Below are 16,988 nucleotides of genomic sequence, written 5' to 3' on the forward strand. Positions count from 1 at the left end.
GGCAGACGTGCGTATACCGGCCATCAGTTCGGCGACCGATATCGTGGAAACGAACAGCTTGCCGAAATTCTCGCCCATGCGCGCGGCAAGTGACTCGCTGCGCCCGGCGAGAAAATCGATGCATGCATTGGTATCGAGCAGGTACATCAGGCCGCTGCCGGATGGTGCGGCGTGTCGGGCCAGTCATAGTCGCCCTGGTCGGTGTCGCCGCGCCCCTGCGCCATGAAGGCTTCAGACACGCTGCCAAACAGCCGCAGAAAGGCCTCGCGCGATTGCGCTTTCCGCCAGGCGGTCATGCTGCCATCGGCATGGGGAACCACGATCAGTTCCTCGCCCGCCTCGATGCCAAGCCCTTTCGGCAGGCGCAGGGCCACCGAATTGCCGGACTTGAAACTTCGGACAGTGAATTGCTCGGTCACGGCAACCTCCGTATATCCGGGAGGTATATACTATTCCGCGTAGAGAGCGTCAATCAACAGGCGGTCCGCGTTCCATTCGGGCACCGCTTCGGCGCGCATCGGCACCATGAAGCGCTTGCCATCGGGCCGCTCGATATCGAGCACGTCACCTGCGCCATAATTGTCCACGCCCACGCAGGTGCCCAGCACGGCGCCGTCGGTGGAATGAGCCGGCAGGCCGATCAGATCGGCATGGTAATATTCGCCGTCGGCGAGCGGCGGCAGGGCCGAACGCGGGACGGTCAGTGCCGTGCTGCGCAGGCCTTCTGCCGCATTGCGCGTGGTGACTTCGGCAAAGCGGGCGATTGCCCCGCCCTTGCCGTCGTCGCGCAGCTTTTCAAGGGTCAGCGTGCCGCCGTTGAACGCCTTGTAGGCTTTCAACGCCGCCACGCCTTCACCAAACAGCTTGAGGCGCACCTCGCCGGCCACGCCATGCGCGCCGGCGATGGCCGCAAGCGTGACCGGACGATCATGCGTCATGCCGCTTGCCTAAGCTCAGGCTTCGGTGGCTTCGGCAGCCGGTTCGGCGCTGGCAGCAGCGGCCGCTTCAGCAGCAGCAGCGGCCTTTTCAGCGCGATCTTCAGCGCGTTCCTTGGCCTTCTTGCCGGGTTCGCCAGCCTGCGGGTTGTTGGTGGGGGCGCGTTCCTTGATGCCGGCCTTGTCGAGCAGACGGGCAACGCGGTCGGTCGGCTGGGCGCCAACGCCGAGCCAGTAGCGCACGCGGTCTTCGACCAGGCGCACGCGGTCTTCGGCGTCCTTGGCGAGCAGCGGGTTGTAGGTGCCCACCTGCTCCAGATACTTGCCATCGCGCGGGGCGCGGCTGTTCGAAGCAACGATCTTGTAATAGGGGCGCTTCTTGGAACCGCCACGCGACAGACGCAGAGAAACAGACATTCGACTACCTTTCAAACAAACTGAAAAATCAGGATAAAATCATTTCTTCTTGAGCAGGTCAGCCAGGTTTGACGGCAAGCCGCCACTGCCCATGCCGGGCAGGCCGGGAAGGCCGCCACCGCCGCCCATACCGCCAAGGCCGCCGCCCATGCCGCCGCCGAGCCCACCGGGGCCGGCCTGCTGATCAAGGCCCGGCATCGCGGCGCCAAGGCCACCCTTGCCGAACAGCGCGCCCAGGCCCTTGAGGCCGCCCATCTTCTTGATCTGCTTCATGGCCTTGGCCATTTCCATGTGCATCTTCAGAAGCTTGTTGACGTCCTGCACCGTGGTGCCGGACCCCTTGGCGACGCGGATCTTGCGCTTGGCGTTCAAGAGTTCGGGCTTGGTGCGCTCCTTGGCCGTCATCGAACCGATGATCGCATCCATGTGCAGCAGCACCTTGTCGTCCATGCCCGACTGCGCCATCGCCGCCTTGGCCTTCTTCATGCCCGGCATCAGGCCCGCGAGCGCGCCCAGGCCGCCCATGCGCTGCATCTGCTGCAACTGCATGCGCAGATCGTTCATGTCGAACTGGCCCTTGGCCATGCGCGCGGCGAGCTTTTCAGCTTCGTCCTGCTTGATCGTCGCCGCCGCCTTTTCGACGATCGAGACGATATCGCCCATGCCCAGGATGCGGCCGGCAACACGTTCGGGCTGGAACGGTTCGATCGCGTCGAGCTTTTCGCCGGTGGCGGCAAACTTGATCGGCTTGCCGGTAACCGCGCGCATCGACAGCGCCGCACCGCCGCGGGCATCGCCATCCATGCGGGTCAGCACCACGCCGGTCAGGTCAACTTCGCCAGCGAACGCCTGCGCCACGTTGACCGCGTCCTGGCCGGTCAGCGAGTCGACGACGAGCAGGGTTTCCTTGGGCACGGAGATGGCAGCGACTGCCTTCATCTCGTCCATCAGCGCCTGGTCGACGTGGAGACGGCCAGCGGTATCGAGCAGCAGCACGTCCACGGCCTGAAGCTTCGCGGAATGCAGTGCGCGCGTGGCGATTTCCACCGGCGACTGGCCCGGCACGATCGGCAGCGTGGCAACGCCGGCCTGCTCGCCCAGCACGCGCAGCTGTTCCTGCGCGGCGGGGCGATTGACGTCGAGCGACGCCATCATCACCTTCTTGCCGCGCTTTTCCTTGAGCAGCTTGCCGATCTTGGCCGTGCTGGTGGTCTTGCCCGAACCCTGCAGGCCGACCATCATGATCACCACCGGCGGGGCGGCTGCCAGATCGAGATCGGCGGCCTCGCTGCCCAGCATTTCAACCAGCGCGTCGTTGACGATCTTGACGACCTGCTGGCCCGGCGTGACCGACTTCAGGACCGACTGGCCAACGGCTTCTTCGGTAACGCGATCGATGAAGCGGCGCACCACCGGCAAGGCCACGTCGGCCTCCAGCAGGGCGATGCGCACTTCGCGCATGGCGGCGCGAACATCGTCCTCGGAAAGCGCGCCGCGCCCGCGCAGGCGGTCGAATACACCGCCAAGCCGGTCGGAAAGACTGTCGAACACGCGCTGCTCCATTGCCAAAACGGGCGCCGCCAGCCGATAACGCGAAAAACGCCGGTGGGCGAAACCTCGCCGACCAGCGTGCGCCATCCAACAGGGGGCGTACAAAACGACTCTGCGCAAGCGCCGGCGAATCCCGGCTCTGGCAGAGCGGTGCCCTTACCCGCGCCCTTGCCCGATTGCAACCCTGCGCCGCGCCCTCCTGCGGCAAAAATGCCGGCCAAGCGGGGGCTTTGGGCCCCTTAACCAATCTTTCAACAGCCTGCACGTAGTTTCCCGCAGGTGGGTAACAGGGCATGCATGCAAGCTGCCCCCCCGGGGGAAACGAGCAGGTAACGGTATGGCAAGTGCGGCAATGGAAAGCGGCCAACCCGCATCAGCGGCACCAACCGGCATCGCCCGTGCCGAGCGCGATGTCGTCGCCCTGGGCATCATCACCGCAGCGATCATCCTGTTCGTGGGGTCCGGTTCGGCAGTGCTCACCCGCGCCTTGCGCCATGTGCTGTTCGGCGGGGCGAGTGTCGATTCGGTGCTGGCCAATGCGCTCTTGCTCAATATTGCGCTGATCATCTTTGGCTGGCGCCGGTATGTGGAACTGACCGGCGAAGTGCGCGAGCGGCGCCGGGCCGAGGAAACAGCGCGTACCCTGGCCTTTACCGATCCGCTGACCGGCTGCCTTAATCGCCGCAGCCTGGATGGTGCGATCGAAGCCCTGGTGGCCGAGGCCCGCGCCCATGGCGACGCCGTGGCGCTGTTCATGCTCGACCTCGACAAGTTCAAGCGCGCCAACGATCTGCATGGCCACCAGACCGGCGACGCGGTGCTGGTGGCAACGGCCGATCGCCTGCGCGCCACGCTGCCGCCGGGCGCGATCATCGCCCGCATCGGAGGCGACGAATTCACCTGCGCCATGCGGTTTGACCCGGCGCGCGCGGCGATGGTCGAGCAACTGGCCGAAAAGCTCAATGCCACGCTGGGCGAGCCGGTGCGCCTGCCTGATTGCGAGGTGGATATTTCCGGGTCGATCGGCCTGGCGCGCAGCGATGGCGCCACCATGCCACCCCAGGCTGACGACGCGACGATCGCTGCCCGCCTGCAACACCACGCCGATCTCGCCATGTACCAGGCCAAGAGCGGCGGCCGCAATCGCTTCTGCTGGTTCGACCCGACGATGGAAAAGGAACTGCGGTTCCGCGCCGAGCTGGAAACCGGCATCCGCGAAGGCATCGCGCGCGGCGAATTCGTGCCCTATTACGAAAAGCAGATCGACATCGACACCGGCCGGCTTTCCGGTTTCGAGATGCTGGCCCGCTGGCAATCGCCGCGCCATGGCCTGATCGCGCCCGACGTGTTCATTCCCGTGGCCGAGGAAATCGGCGTGATTGCCGAACTTTCGGAGTCGCTGATCCGCCAGGCGCTGGTCGATGCCCGCGAATGGGATCCCTCGCTCACGCTGTCGGTCAATGTCTCGCCTTTGCAGCTGCGTGACCCCTGGTTTGCGCAGCGCCTGCTCAAGCTGTTGGTCGAGGCCAATTTCCCCCCGCACCGGCTGGACGTGGAAATCACCGAAACCTGCCTGCACGAAAACCTGCCGCTGGTCCGCTCGCTGGTCGCCAGCCTCAAGAACCAGGGCATCCGCTTGAGCCTTGATGATTTCGGCACTGGCTACAGCTCGATCGCGCAGCTGCGCTCGCTGCCGTTTGACCGCATCAAGATCGACCGCAGCTTTGTCTCCACGCTCGACAGCTGCAAGGACAGCGCCACGATCGTGGCCGCGATCACCTCGCTCGGCCAGGGGCTGGATCTGCCGCTGACCGCCGAAGGGATCGAAACCGAGGGCGTGCTCGAAGAGCTGCGCAAGCTGGGCTCGTTCAAGGGCCAGGGCTTCCTCTATGGCCATCCGCAGGATGCCCAGACGGTGCGCGCCGCACTGGCCGCCGACGATCTGCTGATCGGCAACGCCACCCCGGCCGACGCAGCCGCGCAAGAGCCGGCAACGCCAGGCCAGAACCGCGCCGCGCTCGGCTGAACCCGGTGTGACAAGCAGCGCAGCCATTGCGCCGCCACCCTTTGCCGCCTAGATCGCGCCCATGCGTATTCCGTTCATCAAGATGCATGGCCTGGGCAACGATTTCGTCGTGATCGACGCGCGCGAAACCGCGCTGCCGGTCTCGCCCGCGCGCGCCGCGGCGCTGGCCGATCGCCACACCGGCATCGGCTGCGACCAGTTCATCGTGCTGGAACCGTCGGACCAGGCCGATGTGAAGATGCGCATCTTCAATCCCGATGGCAGCGAAGTGGGCGCCTGCGGCAACGCCAGCCGCGCCGTGGGCCTGCTGCTGGGCGGCGAACGAGCGGGCCGCACCCGGATCGAAACCGGCGGCGGCCTGATCGAGGCGCAGGCAAGCGAGGCCGGCATCGCGGTGGACATGGGCGCCCCCCGGTTCGACTGGAATGCCATTCCATTGGCCTATGCCATGGATACCATGGCCATGCCGCTGGCCTGGGAAGACCTGGAAAACCCCGTGGCCGTCAACGTGGGCAACCCCCACGCCGTGTTCTTCGTGCCCGATGCCGCCGCAGTGGACCTGGCCCGGCTCGGCCCGATCATCGAGCATGACCCGGTCTTTCCCGAACGCGTCAACGTCAACGTGGCCAGCCTGGTCGGCCCCGATCACCTCTCGCTGCGGGTGTGGGAGCGTGGCGCCGGGCTGACCCGCGCCTGCGGCACCGGCGCCTGCGCCACGGCAGTGGCGGCGATGCGCCGCAAGCTGGTGGGACGGAGCGTGACGGTCGATCTGCCCGGCGGCGCGTTGCGGATCGATTGGCCCGAAGGCGGCCATATCGTCATGACCGGCCCTGCCACCACCAGCTTTGAAGGCGCATTCGACGACGCGCTCTACCCGCTCTGAGGCCGGCCTTGGCCCAAGCAGCCTCTGCGCCTGACGTGGCAACCGGTTCTGTGCTGGCCGATCCGGCTGGCGTGGTGACGCTGGGCTGCCGCATGAACCTGTCGGAAAGCGAGGCGATCCGCCATCTGCTGGCCGCCGCGCCGACGCCCACGGTGGTGGTCAATTCCTGCGCCGTCACGGCAGAGGCGGTGCGCCAGTCGCGCCGCGCGGTGCGCCGCCTGCGCCGCGATCATCCCGGGGCACGCCTGCTCGTCACTGGCTGCGCCGCCACGATCGATCCCGCCGGCTTTGCTGCCATGGCAGAGGTGGATGGCGTGGTGCCCAACGCAGCCAAGCTCGATCCCGCCCGCTGGCAGGTGCCTGCCCCGGCCGTGCCGGTCGCCGCATCCGAGCGGCATACCCGCGCGTTCGTGGCGGTGCAGAACGGCTGCGACCACGCCTGCACGTTCTGCATCATTCCGGCCGGGCGTGGGGCCAGCCGGTCGGTGCCTGTGGCGCAGGTGCTGCATACCCTGGCCGGCCATCTGGCCCACGGCGTGGCCGAAGTGGTGCTGACCGGCGTTGACCTGACAAGCTGGGGCGCAGACTTGCCAGAACCGGCGCGCCTGGGCGATCTGGTGGCGGCGATCCTGCGCGCGTTCCCTGCCCTGCCCCGGCTGCGGCTATCTTCGGTCGACGGGGTGGAAATCGATCCGTTGCTGCTCGACCTCTTGTGCCACGAGCCGCGCGTGATGCCGCACGTGCATCTCTCGCTGCAATCGGGCGCAGACCTGGTGCTCAAGCGGATGAAGCGCCGCCACAGCCGTGCCCAGGCGCTGGCCCTGATCGAAACCCTGCGGCAGCATCGCCCCGACATGGCGATAGGTGCCGACCTGATCGCCGGCTTTCCCACCGAGGACGCCGCCATGCATGCCGAGAACCTGAGCATCGTGGCGCAGGCCGGCATCGTCCACGGCCATGTCTTTCCCTATTCCCCCCGCCCCGGCACGCCCGCCGCGCGCATGCCGCAGGTGCCGCCGCCGGTGGTGCGCGAACGCGCCGCGCAACTGCGTGCCGCCGTGGCGCAAACCCGTGCGGCCTGGCTGCAAGGCCTGGTCGGCCGCCCTGCACAAGTGCTTGCCGAACGCGACGGCACCGGCCATGGCCCGGATTTCGCGCCCTATCGCCTGCCTGCCGGCACCGCGCCGGGCAGCCTGGTGACGCTGACACCTGAAAGAATCGAAGAAGGAATGCTGGCATGAGTAGCGACAGCTGGTCGGATCGCCTGGTAGGCGGGCTGCGCAAGACCTCGGAGCGGCTGGCCGGCAACCTGGCGGGCTTTGGCGGCGCCACGCGCTTGAGCGAGGCCCAGCTCGACGAGATCGAGGACGCGCTGATCATGTCGGACCTGGGCCCGCGCGCGGCGGCGCGCATCCGCGCCAAGCTAGCCAGTGCCCGGTTCGAGCAGGGGCTCGATGATGCCACCCTGCGCGGCGCCGTGGCCGATGAAATCGCCGCGATCCTGCGCGGCGTGGCCAAGCCGCTCGATATCGTCGCCTTTCCCCGCCCGCAGGTGATCCTGGTGATTGGCGTCAATGGTTCGGGCAAGACCACGACGATCGCCAAGCTGGCGCACCTGTTCCAGGAACTGGACTATTCGGTAATGCTGGCGGCAGGCGACACGTTCCGCGCCGCCGCGATCGGCCAGCTCAAGGTTTGGGCCGATCGGCTGGGCGTGCCGATCATCACCGGGCCCGAAGGCGGCGATCCCGCCTCGATCGTGTTCGACGCGGTCAAGGCAGCCACCGATGTTGGCACCGACGTGCTGATCGTCGACACCGCCGGCCGCCTGCAGAACAAGCGCGAGTTGATGGACGAACTGGCCAAGGTGCGCCGCGTGCTCGGCCGCCTCAACCCTGAGGCGCCGCACGACGTGGTGCTGGTGCTCGATGCCACCAACGGCCAGAACGCGCTGTCGCAGATCGAGATTTTCAAGGATGTGGCCGGCGTATCGGGCCTGATCATGACCAAGCTGGATGGCACGGCGCGCGGCGGCGTGCTGGTGGCGGCCGCCGAACAGTATGGCCTGCCGATCCACGCCATCGGCGTTGGCGAAACCATCGACGACCTTCGGCCGTTCGATCCCGATCTGGTGGCCAAGGTGATTGCAGGGGTGTTTCAATGAGCGCGGATCAGGCCCAGCCCAAATCGCAGCCCAAATCATCCTGGGTGAACCTGGCGGTCGATTATGGGCCGCTGCTGGTGTTCTTCCTGGCCTATCGCCATTTCAGCCCGGACAAGAGCAGCGATGCCGGCGTGGGCGCAGTGGTGGCGATCACCAAGAGCACCGTGGTGTTCATGATCGCCACAGTAGCCGCGCTGATCGCGTCGAAATGGCGCCTGGGCAACGTTTCGCCGATGCTGTGGCTGTCCACCACGCTGATCCTGGGCTTTGGCACCCTTACCGTGTTCCTGGGCGATCCGTTCTGGATCCAGATCAAGCCCACGGTGATCTACCTGCTGTTTGCCGCCGGCCTGTTCATCGGCCTGGCGCGCGGCAAGGCGGTGCTGCGCATGCTGCTGCAAAGCGCGTTCGACGGGCTGGATGAAACCGGCTGGCGCAAGCTGTCGCGCAACTGGGCGTGGTTCTTCCTGTTCCTGGCCGTGCTCAACGAAGTGCTGCGCCATACCTTGACCTTTGATGGCTGGCTGACGGCCAAGCTGTGGGGCGTGAGCGCGCTGTCGTTCCTGTTCACCTTTGCCCAGATCCCGATGCTGCTGCGCCATGGCCTGGGCAGCGAACAGGGCGTGGAAGAGGCCGAGACCAACACGCCACACGATTGATCGCACCGCGTGGGGGAACGCCAAGCCGCGTTCGGCGTTGGCCTTGGCAAACCACCACGAACGGGAGTGACCGTCACATGCGCCGTATTTTCCTTGCCCTTCCCGCCCTGATGCTGGCCGGCTCCAGCCTTGCCGCCTGCTCGGAAAAGACCCAGGACAAGACGGCCGCCGCTGCCGACTCGGCCGCCAACGATGCGCAGAACGCCGCAAAGGATGCCGGCCGCGCCGCTGACAAGGCTGCCGATAGCGTGGGTGCCGCCGCCGACAAGGCGCTCGACAATGCCAGCCGGGCCGCTGACAAGGCCGCCGACGACGCTGGCCGCAAGATCGACAAGGCGGCCGACAAGGCCGGCACCGCCGCCGACAAGTTTGGCAATCGCGTGAAGCAGGGCGCCGACGAAGCGTCCGACACGCTCAAGCACTGATCTTGAACGCAGGCTCCGTGCCCCCGGCTCAGCCGGCCAGCAAGCCTCCCAGGCAAGCGGTCAACTGAGCGGGGGCATAGGGTTTGTGCATGATCTGTACATCGGCGAACTCTGCCTCCACCGCGCCATAACCGGTGGCGATGACGAAGGGGATGCCCCGCTCGCGCAAGGCGCGTGCCACTGGTGCCCCGGGTTGCCCATTGAGGTTCCAGTCCAGCACCGCTGCATCGAGGGATTCTGCCGTAGCCGCCGTGATGCCGTCCGCCTGCGTTCCCACCGGGCCGATCACCTGCGCGCCCTCGTCCTCCAGCACATCGGCCAGCATGGCAGCGACGATGAACTCGTCCTCCACCACCAATATGCGGCGACCAGACAGCGATTGGGCGCGGTCGGTCATGCAGGGTCCTTCGTCGCGTCTGACCAGATCGGGGCAATGGCAGGCGCTTCAAAATGCTGGGCCGGCAACACCAGGCGCACCACAACGCCATCGGGCGCGTGATCGATCTGCGCCTCTCCCGAAAGCTGCCGGGTGATGGCATCGCGGATCAGGCGTGAACCAAAGCCACTGCGCGCGGGCGGCGCCACCGGCGGTCCGCCCTGCTCCCGCCATTCCAGCGCCACCGCGCCATCATCGCCCAAGTCCCAGGCAATTGTCACCGTGCCTTCGGCGTTGGACAGCGCGCCATACTTGATAGCGTTGGTGGCCAGCTCGTGCAGCACCATGACCAGCGACACCGTGGCCGCCGCGCCCACCGTCACATCAGGCCCGCCAAGGCTCAAGCGCTGGGCGCCACCATCGCCCTGCACACTGCCTGCGCAGATTGTCAGCCCCTGCCGCACCACATCGGCCAGCGGCGCGCCGGCCCACTGACCACGGCTGAGGATGGTGTGCGCTGCCGCCAGGGCATGCAGGCGGGCGGTAAAATTCTCCACGGCCGCCGCGGCGGGCTGCTCGATCCCGCGAAACGATTGCCAGGCCATGGCCTGGACCACCATCAGCGAGTTCTTGACGCGGTGGTTAAGCTCTTCGATCAGCAGGCGCAGCCGGTCTTCCAGGATCTTGCGCTCGGTAATGTCGATCCCGGTCGATTGCATCACCTGCCAGCGGCCCTGGGCATCGAATTCCAGCGCATGGTTGCGCCACAGCGTCCACCGCACGCTGCCATCGGCCGCCTCCAGGCGGTTCTCGATGGTGCGTGACGGGTTTTCCGGGGTCAGCAACGCCATCTCGCGCTGGATCGTGGCGTGCTCGCTCGTGGGGATGAACTTCCACACGTTGCGCCCGGTCAGCGCGGCGCGCGGGCTTTCCATCATGCGGGCATAGGCGGTGTTGGCAAACAGGATCGTGCCATCGGCGGTGAACCGGCACAGCATATCCAGCTGGGTATCGAGAATATCGCGGAGGATATCAGCTTCAGTCACGCGCAGGGCGCCCCAAGATTGCGCAGCTTACAGAGCATGGCATGCCACGCCGCAGCGGCAAGCCCTGCACGGCGCCGCTTTCGATCAAATCCGCAGTTGGCTGCCAAGTTCGACCACACGGTTCGTCGGCAAGCGGAAGAATTCCATGGCGCTCGCCGCATTGCGCAGCATCCAGGCAAACAGCTTTTCCCGCCACAGCGCCATGCCCGGCTTGTCCGACGGAATCAGCGTCTGGCGCGAGAGGAAGAAGCTGGTCTTCATCATGTCGAACGGTTCGCCGCAGGTGGTGATGGTCTTGAGCGCGGCGGGCACGTCGGTCTCTTCCAGGAAGCCGAAGCGCAGCGTCAGGCGATAGAAGCCGTTGCCGAAATCCTTGACCGCTGACCGCTGGGCCAGATCGACATAGGGTTCATCTTGGATCTGCACCGTCAGGATCACCACCCGGTTGTGCAGCACCTTGTTGTGCTTGATGTTGTGCAACAGCGCCGAGGGCACGCCGTTGGAGGCAGAGGCCATGAAGATCGCCGTGCCGGCCACCCGCGCCGCGCTGGAATGGGCAGACTTGGTGAACACTTCGAGCGGGATCGACCCTTCGGCCATCCCGGCGCGCATCAGGGCGCGCCCACGCGACCAGGTGGTCAGCAGCGTAAAGATGGTGATGCCCATGGCCAGCGGCACCCAGCCGCCATCGGGGATCTTGGTCAGGTTGGCGCCCAGGTAGCCAAGGTCGATCGCCATGAACAGCGCCAGCAGGCCCGTGGCCAGCACCGGCCGCCAGTGCCACAGCTTGATCAGCACCACGCCCAGCAGCACGTTGTCGATCATCATCGCGCCGGTCACGGCGATGCCATAGGCGGCCGTGAGGTTGGAGGAATGGCGGAACATCAGCACCAGCAGGATGACTGCCACCATCAGCGCGGAATTGATCACCGGGATATAGATCTGCCCGGCCGACGTGCTGGTATGGCGGATCGTCATGCGCGGGATGAACCCCAGCTGGATCGCCTGCTGGGTGACCGAGAATGCGCCGGAGATCACCGCCTGGCTGGCGATGACCGCCGCCAGGCTGGCAATGATCAGCAGCGGCCACTGGAACCAGTCGGGCGCCAGGAAATAGAACGGGCTGACCAGCGCAGCAGAGCCTTCGCGCATCAGCAACGAGGCCTGGCCCAGATAGTTGAGCACCAGCGCCGGCAGCACCAGCGCCAGCCACGACACGCGGATCGGGTTGCGTCCGAAATGGCCCATGTCGGCATAGAGCGCTTCGGCCCCGGTCACCGCCAGGACGGCAGCGCCCATGGCCAGGAAACCGCGAAACGGATCGGCGGCAAACATGGCCACGGCGTGATGCGGAGACAGCGCGCCGATCACCTCGGGCAGCAGGGCAATGCTCATGGCGCCCAGCACCGCGATCGTGGCGAAATAGACCAGCATGATCGGGCCAAAGAACGTGGCGACGCGCTCGGTCCCGCGGCTCTGGATCAGGAACAGGGCAATCAGGATGGCCACCACCATCGGCACCACCCAGCTTTGCATGCTGGGCTGATAGACCGAAAGCCCCTCGATCGCGCCCATCACCGACACCGCCGGGGTGATCATCGAATCGCCATAGAACAGCGCGGTGGCAAAGACGCCCAGCAGAACGATGCCACGGCCCCAGCGCTTGCCGGCAGTGTGCTGGTTGATCAGCGCCAACAGCGCCAGACTGCCGCCCTCGCCCTTGTTGTCGGCGCGCATGATGACCGAGACGTATTTCAGCGTCACGATGATCATCATCGACCAGAACATCAGGCTGACGATGCCATAGATATGCGTCTGGTCGAGCGGCAGGCGATGATGCCCGGCAAAAGTATCGCGCAAGGCATAAAGCGGGCTGGTCCCGATATCGCCGAAGACCACGCCGACAGCGCCGACCGCCATCTTGATCAGACTCGCCTGCCCACGGCCCTGGCCATGCGCATGCCCATGGCCCGCAACGGGCGAGGCAGCATTGGCCGTGGACGGATTCCCTGCGGTTCCGGCGTTACCCACGGCATCACCCACGGCATTGTTCATGGCGAGACTGCCCCCGGCCGCTTCGGCCCCATTGCACTGTCCGGCCCGCGATAGAGCCGAATCGGGGCGGCGCTTAGCACCGGCGCCCAACCTGAAGCAATGGTGACCAAACCGCCATCTGTGGCAAGCGGTTCCCGATATTTCACCGTGCGGCGGGCTTGGGTGCGGGAGTTGCTGCGCCAGACGGGGCCTTGGCGGCTTGCGCCTGTCCCGACGCCTCAGGCTGTGCCGGCGGGATAGGCATGCCACTGGCCGCCATCATCTGGTCCAGCCGCGTCAGCCGCATCGCCAGATCCTGGCGATAGGGCGCATCGGCGGGCGAGCGGGCGAGCAGATCGGCCCACAACGCACGGGCATCGGCAAGGCGCCCCGATTGCGCCATGGCCAGGCCCATGAAGAACGGCGGGCCGGGGTGATTGGGATCGATCATCGCCGCGCGGCGGAACGCATATTGCGCGGCCGGGGTAATCAGGCCCTCGCTATGGCCGACCAGGGCGTTGCCCAGCGCCACCTCGATATCGGCGTCATCCGGGTTTTCCTGCGCGGCCTTGGCCAAGACATCGGCCGCCGCGCGATATTGCCCTTGGCGCGTCAGGCCATCGGCCAGGATCAGCCAGCTGCGCCCCTTGCCAAAGGCACTCCCCATGGCCTGGCGCTCCTTGAGCAGAGCCGCATCGGCCACGGCGGCGTTTTCCACAGCCGGGGTGGGTGCGCCAGCCTCGGCCGGATGCCCCTGCAGGGCATAGCCCGCCAGGCCGAACAGCAGCGCAGCGCCGGTCACTTCCCATCCGGCGCGCGGCAGCCGCCCCACCAGCACGAGCACGGCAAACACGATGGCGGCAACGCCCAGAACGATCACCCAGGTCATGGCTTGTCCTTGCGCAGGGCCGCATCGGCCCGTTTTCCACGGCGGAAGCGGCCGCGCAGCAGCAGGGCGGCAAAGCCCAGAAACACCACCGGCGCGGCAAACAACGGCCAGGTCAACGGCTTCACCTGCGGCGTATAGCTGACATAATCGCCATAGCGATCGATCAGCCACTGCCGGATCGCCTCGGGATCTTCCCCGGCGGCGATGCGGCTGCGCACCTCGTTGCGCATGTCGCCAGCCATCGAGGCATCGGAATCGGCGATCGACTGGCTCTGGCACTTGAGGCAGCGCAGCGTTTCCATCAGCGCCTGCGCCTTGGCCTCCTGCGCCGGATCGGGCAGCTGGCGATAGGCATAGGGCGCGGGCGGCAGGCTGTCTTGCGCGGCCAGCGGCGCCAGCGGCAGCAGCAGCGCCAGCGTCGCCGCAGAAATGAAACGAGCCCGTTTCATTGTTCGGCTTCCTTGAGCTTGGCCAGGATCACCGGCACGTCTTCGGGCATGATCGCGCCGATATGCTGGTGGCGGATCACGCCATGGGCATCGACCACGAAGGTTTCCGGCACGCCCGACGAGCCGATGCCGATCTGCACCTTGCTGAGATCATCCTGGCCGATGCGGGCGAAGGGATTGCCATTGGCGGCCAGGAACCGCGCCAGATCATCCTTGCGATCGCGGATCGCCACGCCGTCGATCTCTGCCCCGGCCTTGGCCAGTTGCGCCAGTTGCGGCGATTCGACCGCGCATGGGCCGCACCACGAGGCAAAGATGTTGAGCAGACGCGGCTTGCCACCGACGAACTGGGCATTGCTCAGGCCCGGCCGGTCATCGCTGGCCGGCGGCAGCGCAAACGCCGGGATGGGCTTGCCGATGAACGTGCTGGCCACCTCGCGATTGTCTGGTCGCACCAGGCCATAGACCACCAGCGCCAGAAAACCGCCGAACAGCACCAGCGGCAACCATAGCGCCAAGCCCGGCCGTCGCGCGGGGGAAGCGGGCTGCGTGCTCATCGTCCCTGCCTTTCGCGGCGGAACGCGATCTTGTCGACCGCCACCAGCCGCTTCACATCGCGCGCCACGCGGCCGATCAGCGCCAGCAGGCCGCCCAGGCCCACCAGCAGGCCGCCCAGCCAGATCAGCGGCACGAACGGCTTCCACCAGAAGCGCATCTGCCAGCGGCCATCCTGGCCTTCTTCACCCAGCACGACATAGAGCTGGCCGTTCCAGCGGGTTTTCAGAGCGGATTCGGTGCGCGTGCCCGGCGGATTGGCAAAGACCCGCGCCTGGGGCAGCAGCACCGTGGCATCGCCGCCATCATAGTGGGCCGAAACCGTGGCCTGCAGCGCGGTCCAATTGGGCCCCGCCACCGGATCGATGCGATCGAGCGTGAGGGCATAGGGGCCGACCTGGCGGGTTTCACCCGGATTGAGCGCGGCGAGTGTTTCGGTGGAGAATGCGCTTTCGCTGGCCATGCCCAGGGCCGCCACGGCAATGCCGAGGTGGGCAATGACCATGCCCCAGATGGGCAGCGGCGTGCGGCGCAGGTTGCGCCCTCGCAGCGGCAGCAGGCTGGCGATGGCCAGCCCCGCGCCCAGGGCCAGGCCCAACGCCGGCAGCACCCTCACCCCGGCGACAAACGCCGCGCCACCGGCGGCGATGGCCACCAGCGCGGGCACGGCGAGGATCGGCCCGATGCGCCCGCCGCGATCATCCTTCCAGCGCAGCAGTGGCCCCACGGCCATGACCACGATCATCGGAAAGGCAAAGATCGCCGACACCGGGTTGAAATAGGGCGGACCCACCGAAACCTTGACGCCGAACGCCTCGGTCAAGAGCGGATAGAGCGTGCCGAGCAGCACGATGCCGAGGATGCCGCACAGCATCACGTTGTTGAACACCAAGGCCGCCTCGCGGCTGACGAAAGCAAAGCGCGCGCCTTCGGTTACCGTGCTGGCGCGCAAGGCGAACAGCAGCAGCGCACCGCCGATGTAGATCGCCAGCAGCGCCAGGATGAAGCTGCCCCGCGCCGGATCGACGGCAAAGGCGTGGACCGACGTGAGAATGCCCGAGCGCACCAGGAACGTGCCGACCATCGACATCGAAAAGGCGATCACGCCAAGCATCACCGTCCAGGCGCGAAGGGCATTGCGCGCCGCCAGCACCGAGACCGAATGAAGCAATGCGGTGGCCGCGAGCCAGGGCATGAGCGAGGCGTTTTCGACCGGATCCCAGAACCACCAGCCGCCCCAGCCCAGCGTGTAATAGGCCCAATAGGAGCCTGCGGTGATTCCGATAGTCAGGAATATCCACGCGCCCAGCACCCAGGGCCGCATGGCGCGGGCAAAGGCAGGGCCGACGTCGCGCGTGATCAGCGCACCCACGGCAAAGCTGAACGCGATCGAAAGCCCGACATAGCCGACGTAGAGCGTGGGCGGATGGAACGCGAGGCCGATATCCTGCAGCAGCGGGTTGAGCCCGGCGCCTTCTGGCGCGGGCTGTGGCAAGCGGGCAAAGGGGTTGGAGGCGAGCAGCAGGAACGCGTAGAAGCCGAGGCTGACGAAAGCCTGCGCCGCAAGCGTCGCCATCAGCGTCTTTTCCGGCAGGCGCCGTTCTACCAGCGCCACAAAGCCCCCCGCCAGGCTCATGATCGTGACCCACAGCAGCATCGAGCCTTCGTGGTTGCCCCAAGTGCCGGCAATCTTGAAGATCAGCGGCTTGGCCGAATGGCTGTTTTCCGCCACCAGCTTGACCGAGAGATCGGTGGTGACGAACAGGGTGATCAGCGCGGCAAAGGCCAGCGCCACCAGAATACCCTGCATCACCGCCACCGGACGCACCACGCCCAGCATTGCCGCGCCCTGCGGCCGCAGCGCCAGGGCGCCCGCCACGAGTTGCAGCACCGCCAGTGCCGCCGCCATCCACAGGATGGCAAGACCGAGTTCCGCGATCATTTCGTTTCTGCCACCACGGCCTTGGCCTGCCCTTCCGTCATGTCCTTCATCTCGCGCGGGACATATTTCTCGTCATGCTTGGCCAGCAGATTGTCGGCCACGAAGGTTTTTCCCTCCATGCGGCCCTCGGCGACCACGCCCGATCCTTCAACGAACAGATCCGGCGTGATCCCGGCATAGCGCACCGGCACGGTGGCCTTGCCATCACCGACCACGAACGTGATCGTCACGCCATCGGGCATCGTCTTGATCGAGCCGCGCTGCACCATGCCGCCCAGCCGCACGGCGCGGCCCTGTTCGGGCGGGTGGGCGACCAAGTCGCTCGGCACATAGAAATAGCTGGCCTGCGTGGACAGCGCCCAGGCGGCCAGCAGCCCCGCCCCGATCAGCGCGGCCAGCGCGATCACCAGCAGGACCAACCGTTGATGCTTGGCCTTGATCGCGCTCATGCCTGGTTCTTTCGTGCCGGGGCGCGGGTTCCGCCGCGCACCGCGTCGCGCCGGGCCTCTGCCCGCCGCATCGACCATAGCGTGATGCCAACCAGCAGCAGCGTGCCCACCACCCCGATGGTGAGGGCCGCCGCCACATAGTGCCATTGATCAAGTCGTTCATGCATGATGCGGGTTTCCGTGGAGCA

Annotated in this window: 20 protein-coding genes; 6 read left to right on the forward strand and 14 right to left on the reverse strand. The window is 66.6% G+C overall.

The window, feature by feature from the left end:
* From IP65_RS22250 to ffh, 5 genes are all read right to left on the reverse strand, one after another.
* A partial coding sequence (locus IP65_RS22250) for a PIN domain-containing protein (RefSeq protein WP_156306730.1) occupies nucleotides 1-147 on the reverse strand: 147 nt, incomplete at its 3' end.
* The gene (locus IP65_RS17995) at nucleotides 147-419 is read right to left on the reverse strand and encodes an AbrB/MazE/SpoVT family DNA-binding domain-containing protein (RefSeq protein WP_022678361.1); all 273 of its coding nucleotides are present in this window, start codon (nucleotides 417-419) and stop codon (nucleotides 147-149) included. The genes IP65_RS17995 and IP65_RS22250, both read right to left, overlap by 1 nt.
* A gap of 30 nt (nucleotides 420-449) precedes the next feature.
* Nucleotides 450-938, reverse strand: a complete 489-nt coding sequence (rimM, locus tag IP65_RS18000) for a ribosome maturation factor RimM (protein ID WP_022678362.1) — start codon at nucleotides 936-938, stop codon at nucleotides 450-452.
* Nucleotides 939-953: 15 nt separating this feature from the next.
* Nucleotides 954-1,352, reverse strand: a complete 399-nt coding sequence (gene rpsP / locus IP65_RS18005; protein ID WP_022678363.1) for a 30S ribosomal protein S16 — start codon at nucleotides 1,350-1,352, stop codon at nucleotides 954-956.
* A 39-nt stretch (nucleotides 1,353-1,391) separates the two neighbouring features.
* Nucleotides 1,392-2,903 (reverse strand): signal recognition particle protein, encoded by a 1,512-nt coding sequence (gene ffh, locus IP65_RS18010; protein WP_028658413.1) that lies wholly within the window; start codon nucleotides 2,901-2,903, stop codon nucleotides 1,392-1,394.
* Between the two features lie 337 nt (nucleotides 2,904-3,240).
* On the opposite strand from ffh, the gene IP65_RS18015 reads away from it, so the two are divergent.
* The 6 genes from IP65_RS18015 (at nucleotide 3,241) to IP65_RS18040 (ending at nucleotide 9,060) form a co-directional block, all read left to right on the forward strand.
* Nucleotides 3,241-4,929, forward strand: a complete 1,689-nt coding sequence (locus tag IP65_RS18015) for a bifunctional diguanylate cyclase/phosphodiesterase (RefSeq protein WP_231627777.1) — start codon at nucleotides 3,241-3,243, stop codon at nucleotides 4,927-4,929.
* Between the two features lie 61 nt (nucleotides 4,930-4,990).
* Nucleotides 4,991-5,812, forward strand: coding sequence for a diaminopimelate epimerase (dapF, locus tag IP65_RS18020; RefSeq protein WP_054132561.1), 822 nt, complete (start codon nucleotides 4,991-4,993; stop codon nucleotides 5,810-5,812).
* A 35-nt stretch (nucleotides 5,813-5,847) separates the two neighbouring features.
* Entirely contained in the window at nucleotides 5,848-7,053 is a 1,206-nt protein-coding gene (locus tag IP65_RS18025) for a MiaB/RimO family radical SAM methylthiotransferase (protein WP_255352226.1), read from the forward strand.
* Complete coding sequence (ftsY, locus tag IP65_RS18030) at nucleotides 7,050-7,976, forward strand: signal recognition particle-docking protein FtsY (RefSeq protein ID WP_054132562.1); 927 nt, start codon at nucleotides 7,050-7,052, stop codon at nucleotides 7,974-7,976. Before IP65_RS18025 ends, ftsY begins: the two co-directional genes overlap by 4 nt.
* The gene (locus tag IP65_RS18035) at nucleotides 7,973-8,635 is read left to right on the forward strand and encodes an inner membrane-spanning protein YciB (protein WP_054132563.1); all 663 of its coding nucleotides are present in this window, start codon (nucleotides 7,973-7,975) and stop codon (nucleotides 8,633-8,635) included. Before ftsY ends, IP65_RS18035 begins: the two co-directional genes overlap by 4 nt.
* A 77-nt stretch (nucleotides 8,636-8,712) precedes the next feature.
* Nucleotides 8,713-9,060, forward strand: coding sequence for a hypothetical protein (locus IP65_RS18040; protein WP_054132564.1), 348 nt, complete (start codon nucleotides 8,713-8,715; stop codon nucleotides 9,058-9,060).
* Between the two features lie 28 nt (nucleotides 9,061-9,088).
* Here IP65_RS18040 and IP65_RS18045 read toward each other — a convergent pair whose 3' ends face one another.
* The 9 genes from IP65_RS18045 to IP65_RS21770 form a co-directional block, all read right to left on the reverse strand.
* Nucleotides 9,089-9,457 (reverse strand): response regulator, encoded by a 369-nt coding sequence (locus IP65_RS18045; protein WP_054132565.1) that lies wholly within the window; start codon nucleotides 9,455-9,457, stop codon nucleotides 9,089-9,091.
* The gene (locus tag IP65_RS18050; RefSeq protein ID WP_054132566.1) at nucleotides 9,454-10,482 is read right to left on the reverse strand and encodes a sensor histidine kinase; all 1,029 of its coding nucleotides are present in this window, start codon (nucleotides 10,480-10,482) and stop codon (nucleotides 9,454-9,456) included. Before IP65_RS18050 ends, IP65_RS18045 begins: the two co-directional genes overlap by 4 nt.
* Before the next feature lie 84 nt (nucleotides 10,483-10,566).
* The gene (locus IP65_RS18055) at nucleotides 10,567-12,537 is read right to left on the reverse strand and encodes a potassium transporter Kup (RefSeq protein ID WP_054132567.1); all 1,971 of its coding nucleotides are present in this window, start codon (nucleotides 12,535-12,537) and stop codon (nucleotides 10,567-10,569) included.
* A gap of 142 nt (nucleotides 12,538-12,679) precedes the next feature.
* Nucleotides 12,680-13,405, reverse strand: a complete 726-nt coding sequence (locus IP65_RS18060) for a tetratricopeptide repeat protein (protein ID WP_054132568.1) — start codon at nucleotides 13,403-13,405, stop codon at nucleotides 12,680-12,682.
* Entirely contained in the window at nucleotides 13,402-13,854 is a 453-nt protein-coding gene (locus tag IP65_RS18065) for a cytochrome c-type biogenesis protein (RefSeq protein WP_054132569.1), read from the reverse strand. The genes IP65_RS18060 and IP65_RS18065 overlap by 4 nt, the downstream gene beginning before the upstream one ends.
* Entirely contained in the window at nucleotides 13,851-14,411 is a 561-nt protein-coding gene (locus IP65_RS18070) for a DsbE family thiol:disulfide interchange protein (protein ID WP_022678375.1), read from the reverse strand. The genes IP65_RS18065 and IP65_RS18070 overlap by 4 nt, the downstream gene beginning before the upstream one ends.
* Nucleotides 14,408-16,351 carry a heme lyase CcmF/NrfE family subunit gene (locus IP65_RS18075; RefSeq protein ID WP_054132570.1) on the reverse strand — a complete coding sequence of 648 codons (1,944 nt, stop codon included), beginning with the start codon at nucleotides 16,349-16,351 and terminating at the stop codon, nucleotides 14,408-14,410. The genes IP65_RS18070 and IP65_RS18075 overlap by 4 nt, the downstream gene beginning before the upstream one ends.
* Nucleotides 16,348-16,800: a cytochrome c maturation protein CcmE gene (gene ccmE, locus IP65_RS18080; RefSeq protein WP_022678377.1), complete on the reverse strand. Its 453-nt coding sequence runs from the start codon at nucleotides 16,798-16,800 to the stop codon at nucleotides 16,348-16,350. Before ccmE ends, IP65_RS18075 begins: the two co-directional genes overlap by 4 nt.
* Nucleotides 16,797-16,967, reverse strand: coding sequence for a hypothetical protein (locus IP65_RS21770; RefSeq protein WP_022678378.1), 171 nt, complete (start codon nucleotides 16,965-16,967; stop codon nucleotides 16,797-16,799). Before IP65_RS21770 ends, ccmE begins: the two co-directional genes overlap by 4 nt.
* Nucleotides 16,968-16,988: the final 21 nt, after the last annotated feature.

This window comes from Novosphingobium sp. AAP1 (assembly GCF_001295765.1).
GTDB classification, from domain to species: domain Bacteria; phylum Pseudomonadota; class Alphaproteobacteria; order Sphingomonadales; family Sphingomonadaceae; genus Novosphingobium; species Novosphingobium capsulatum.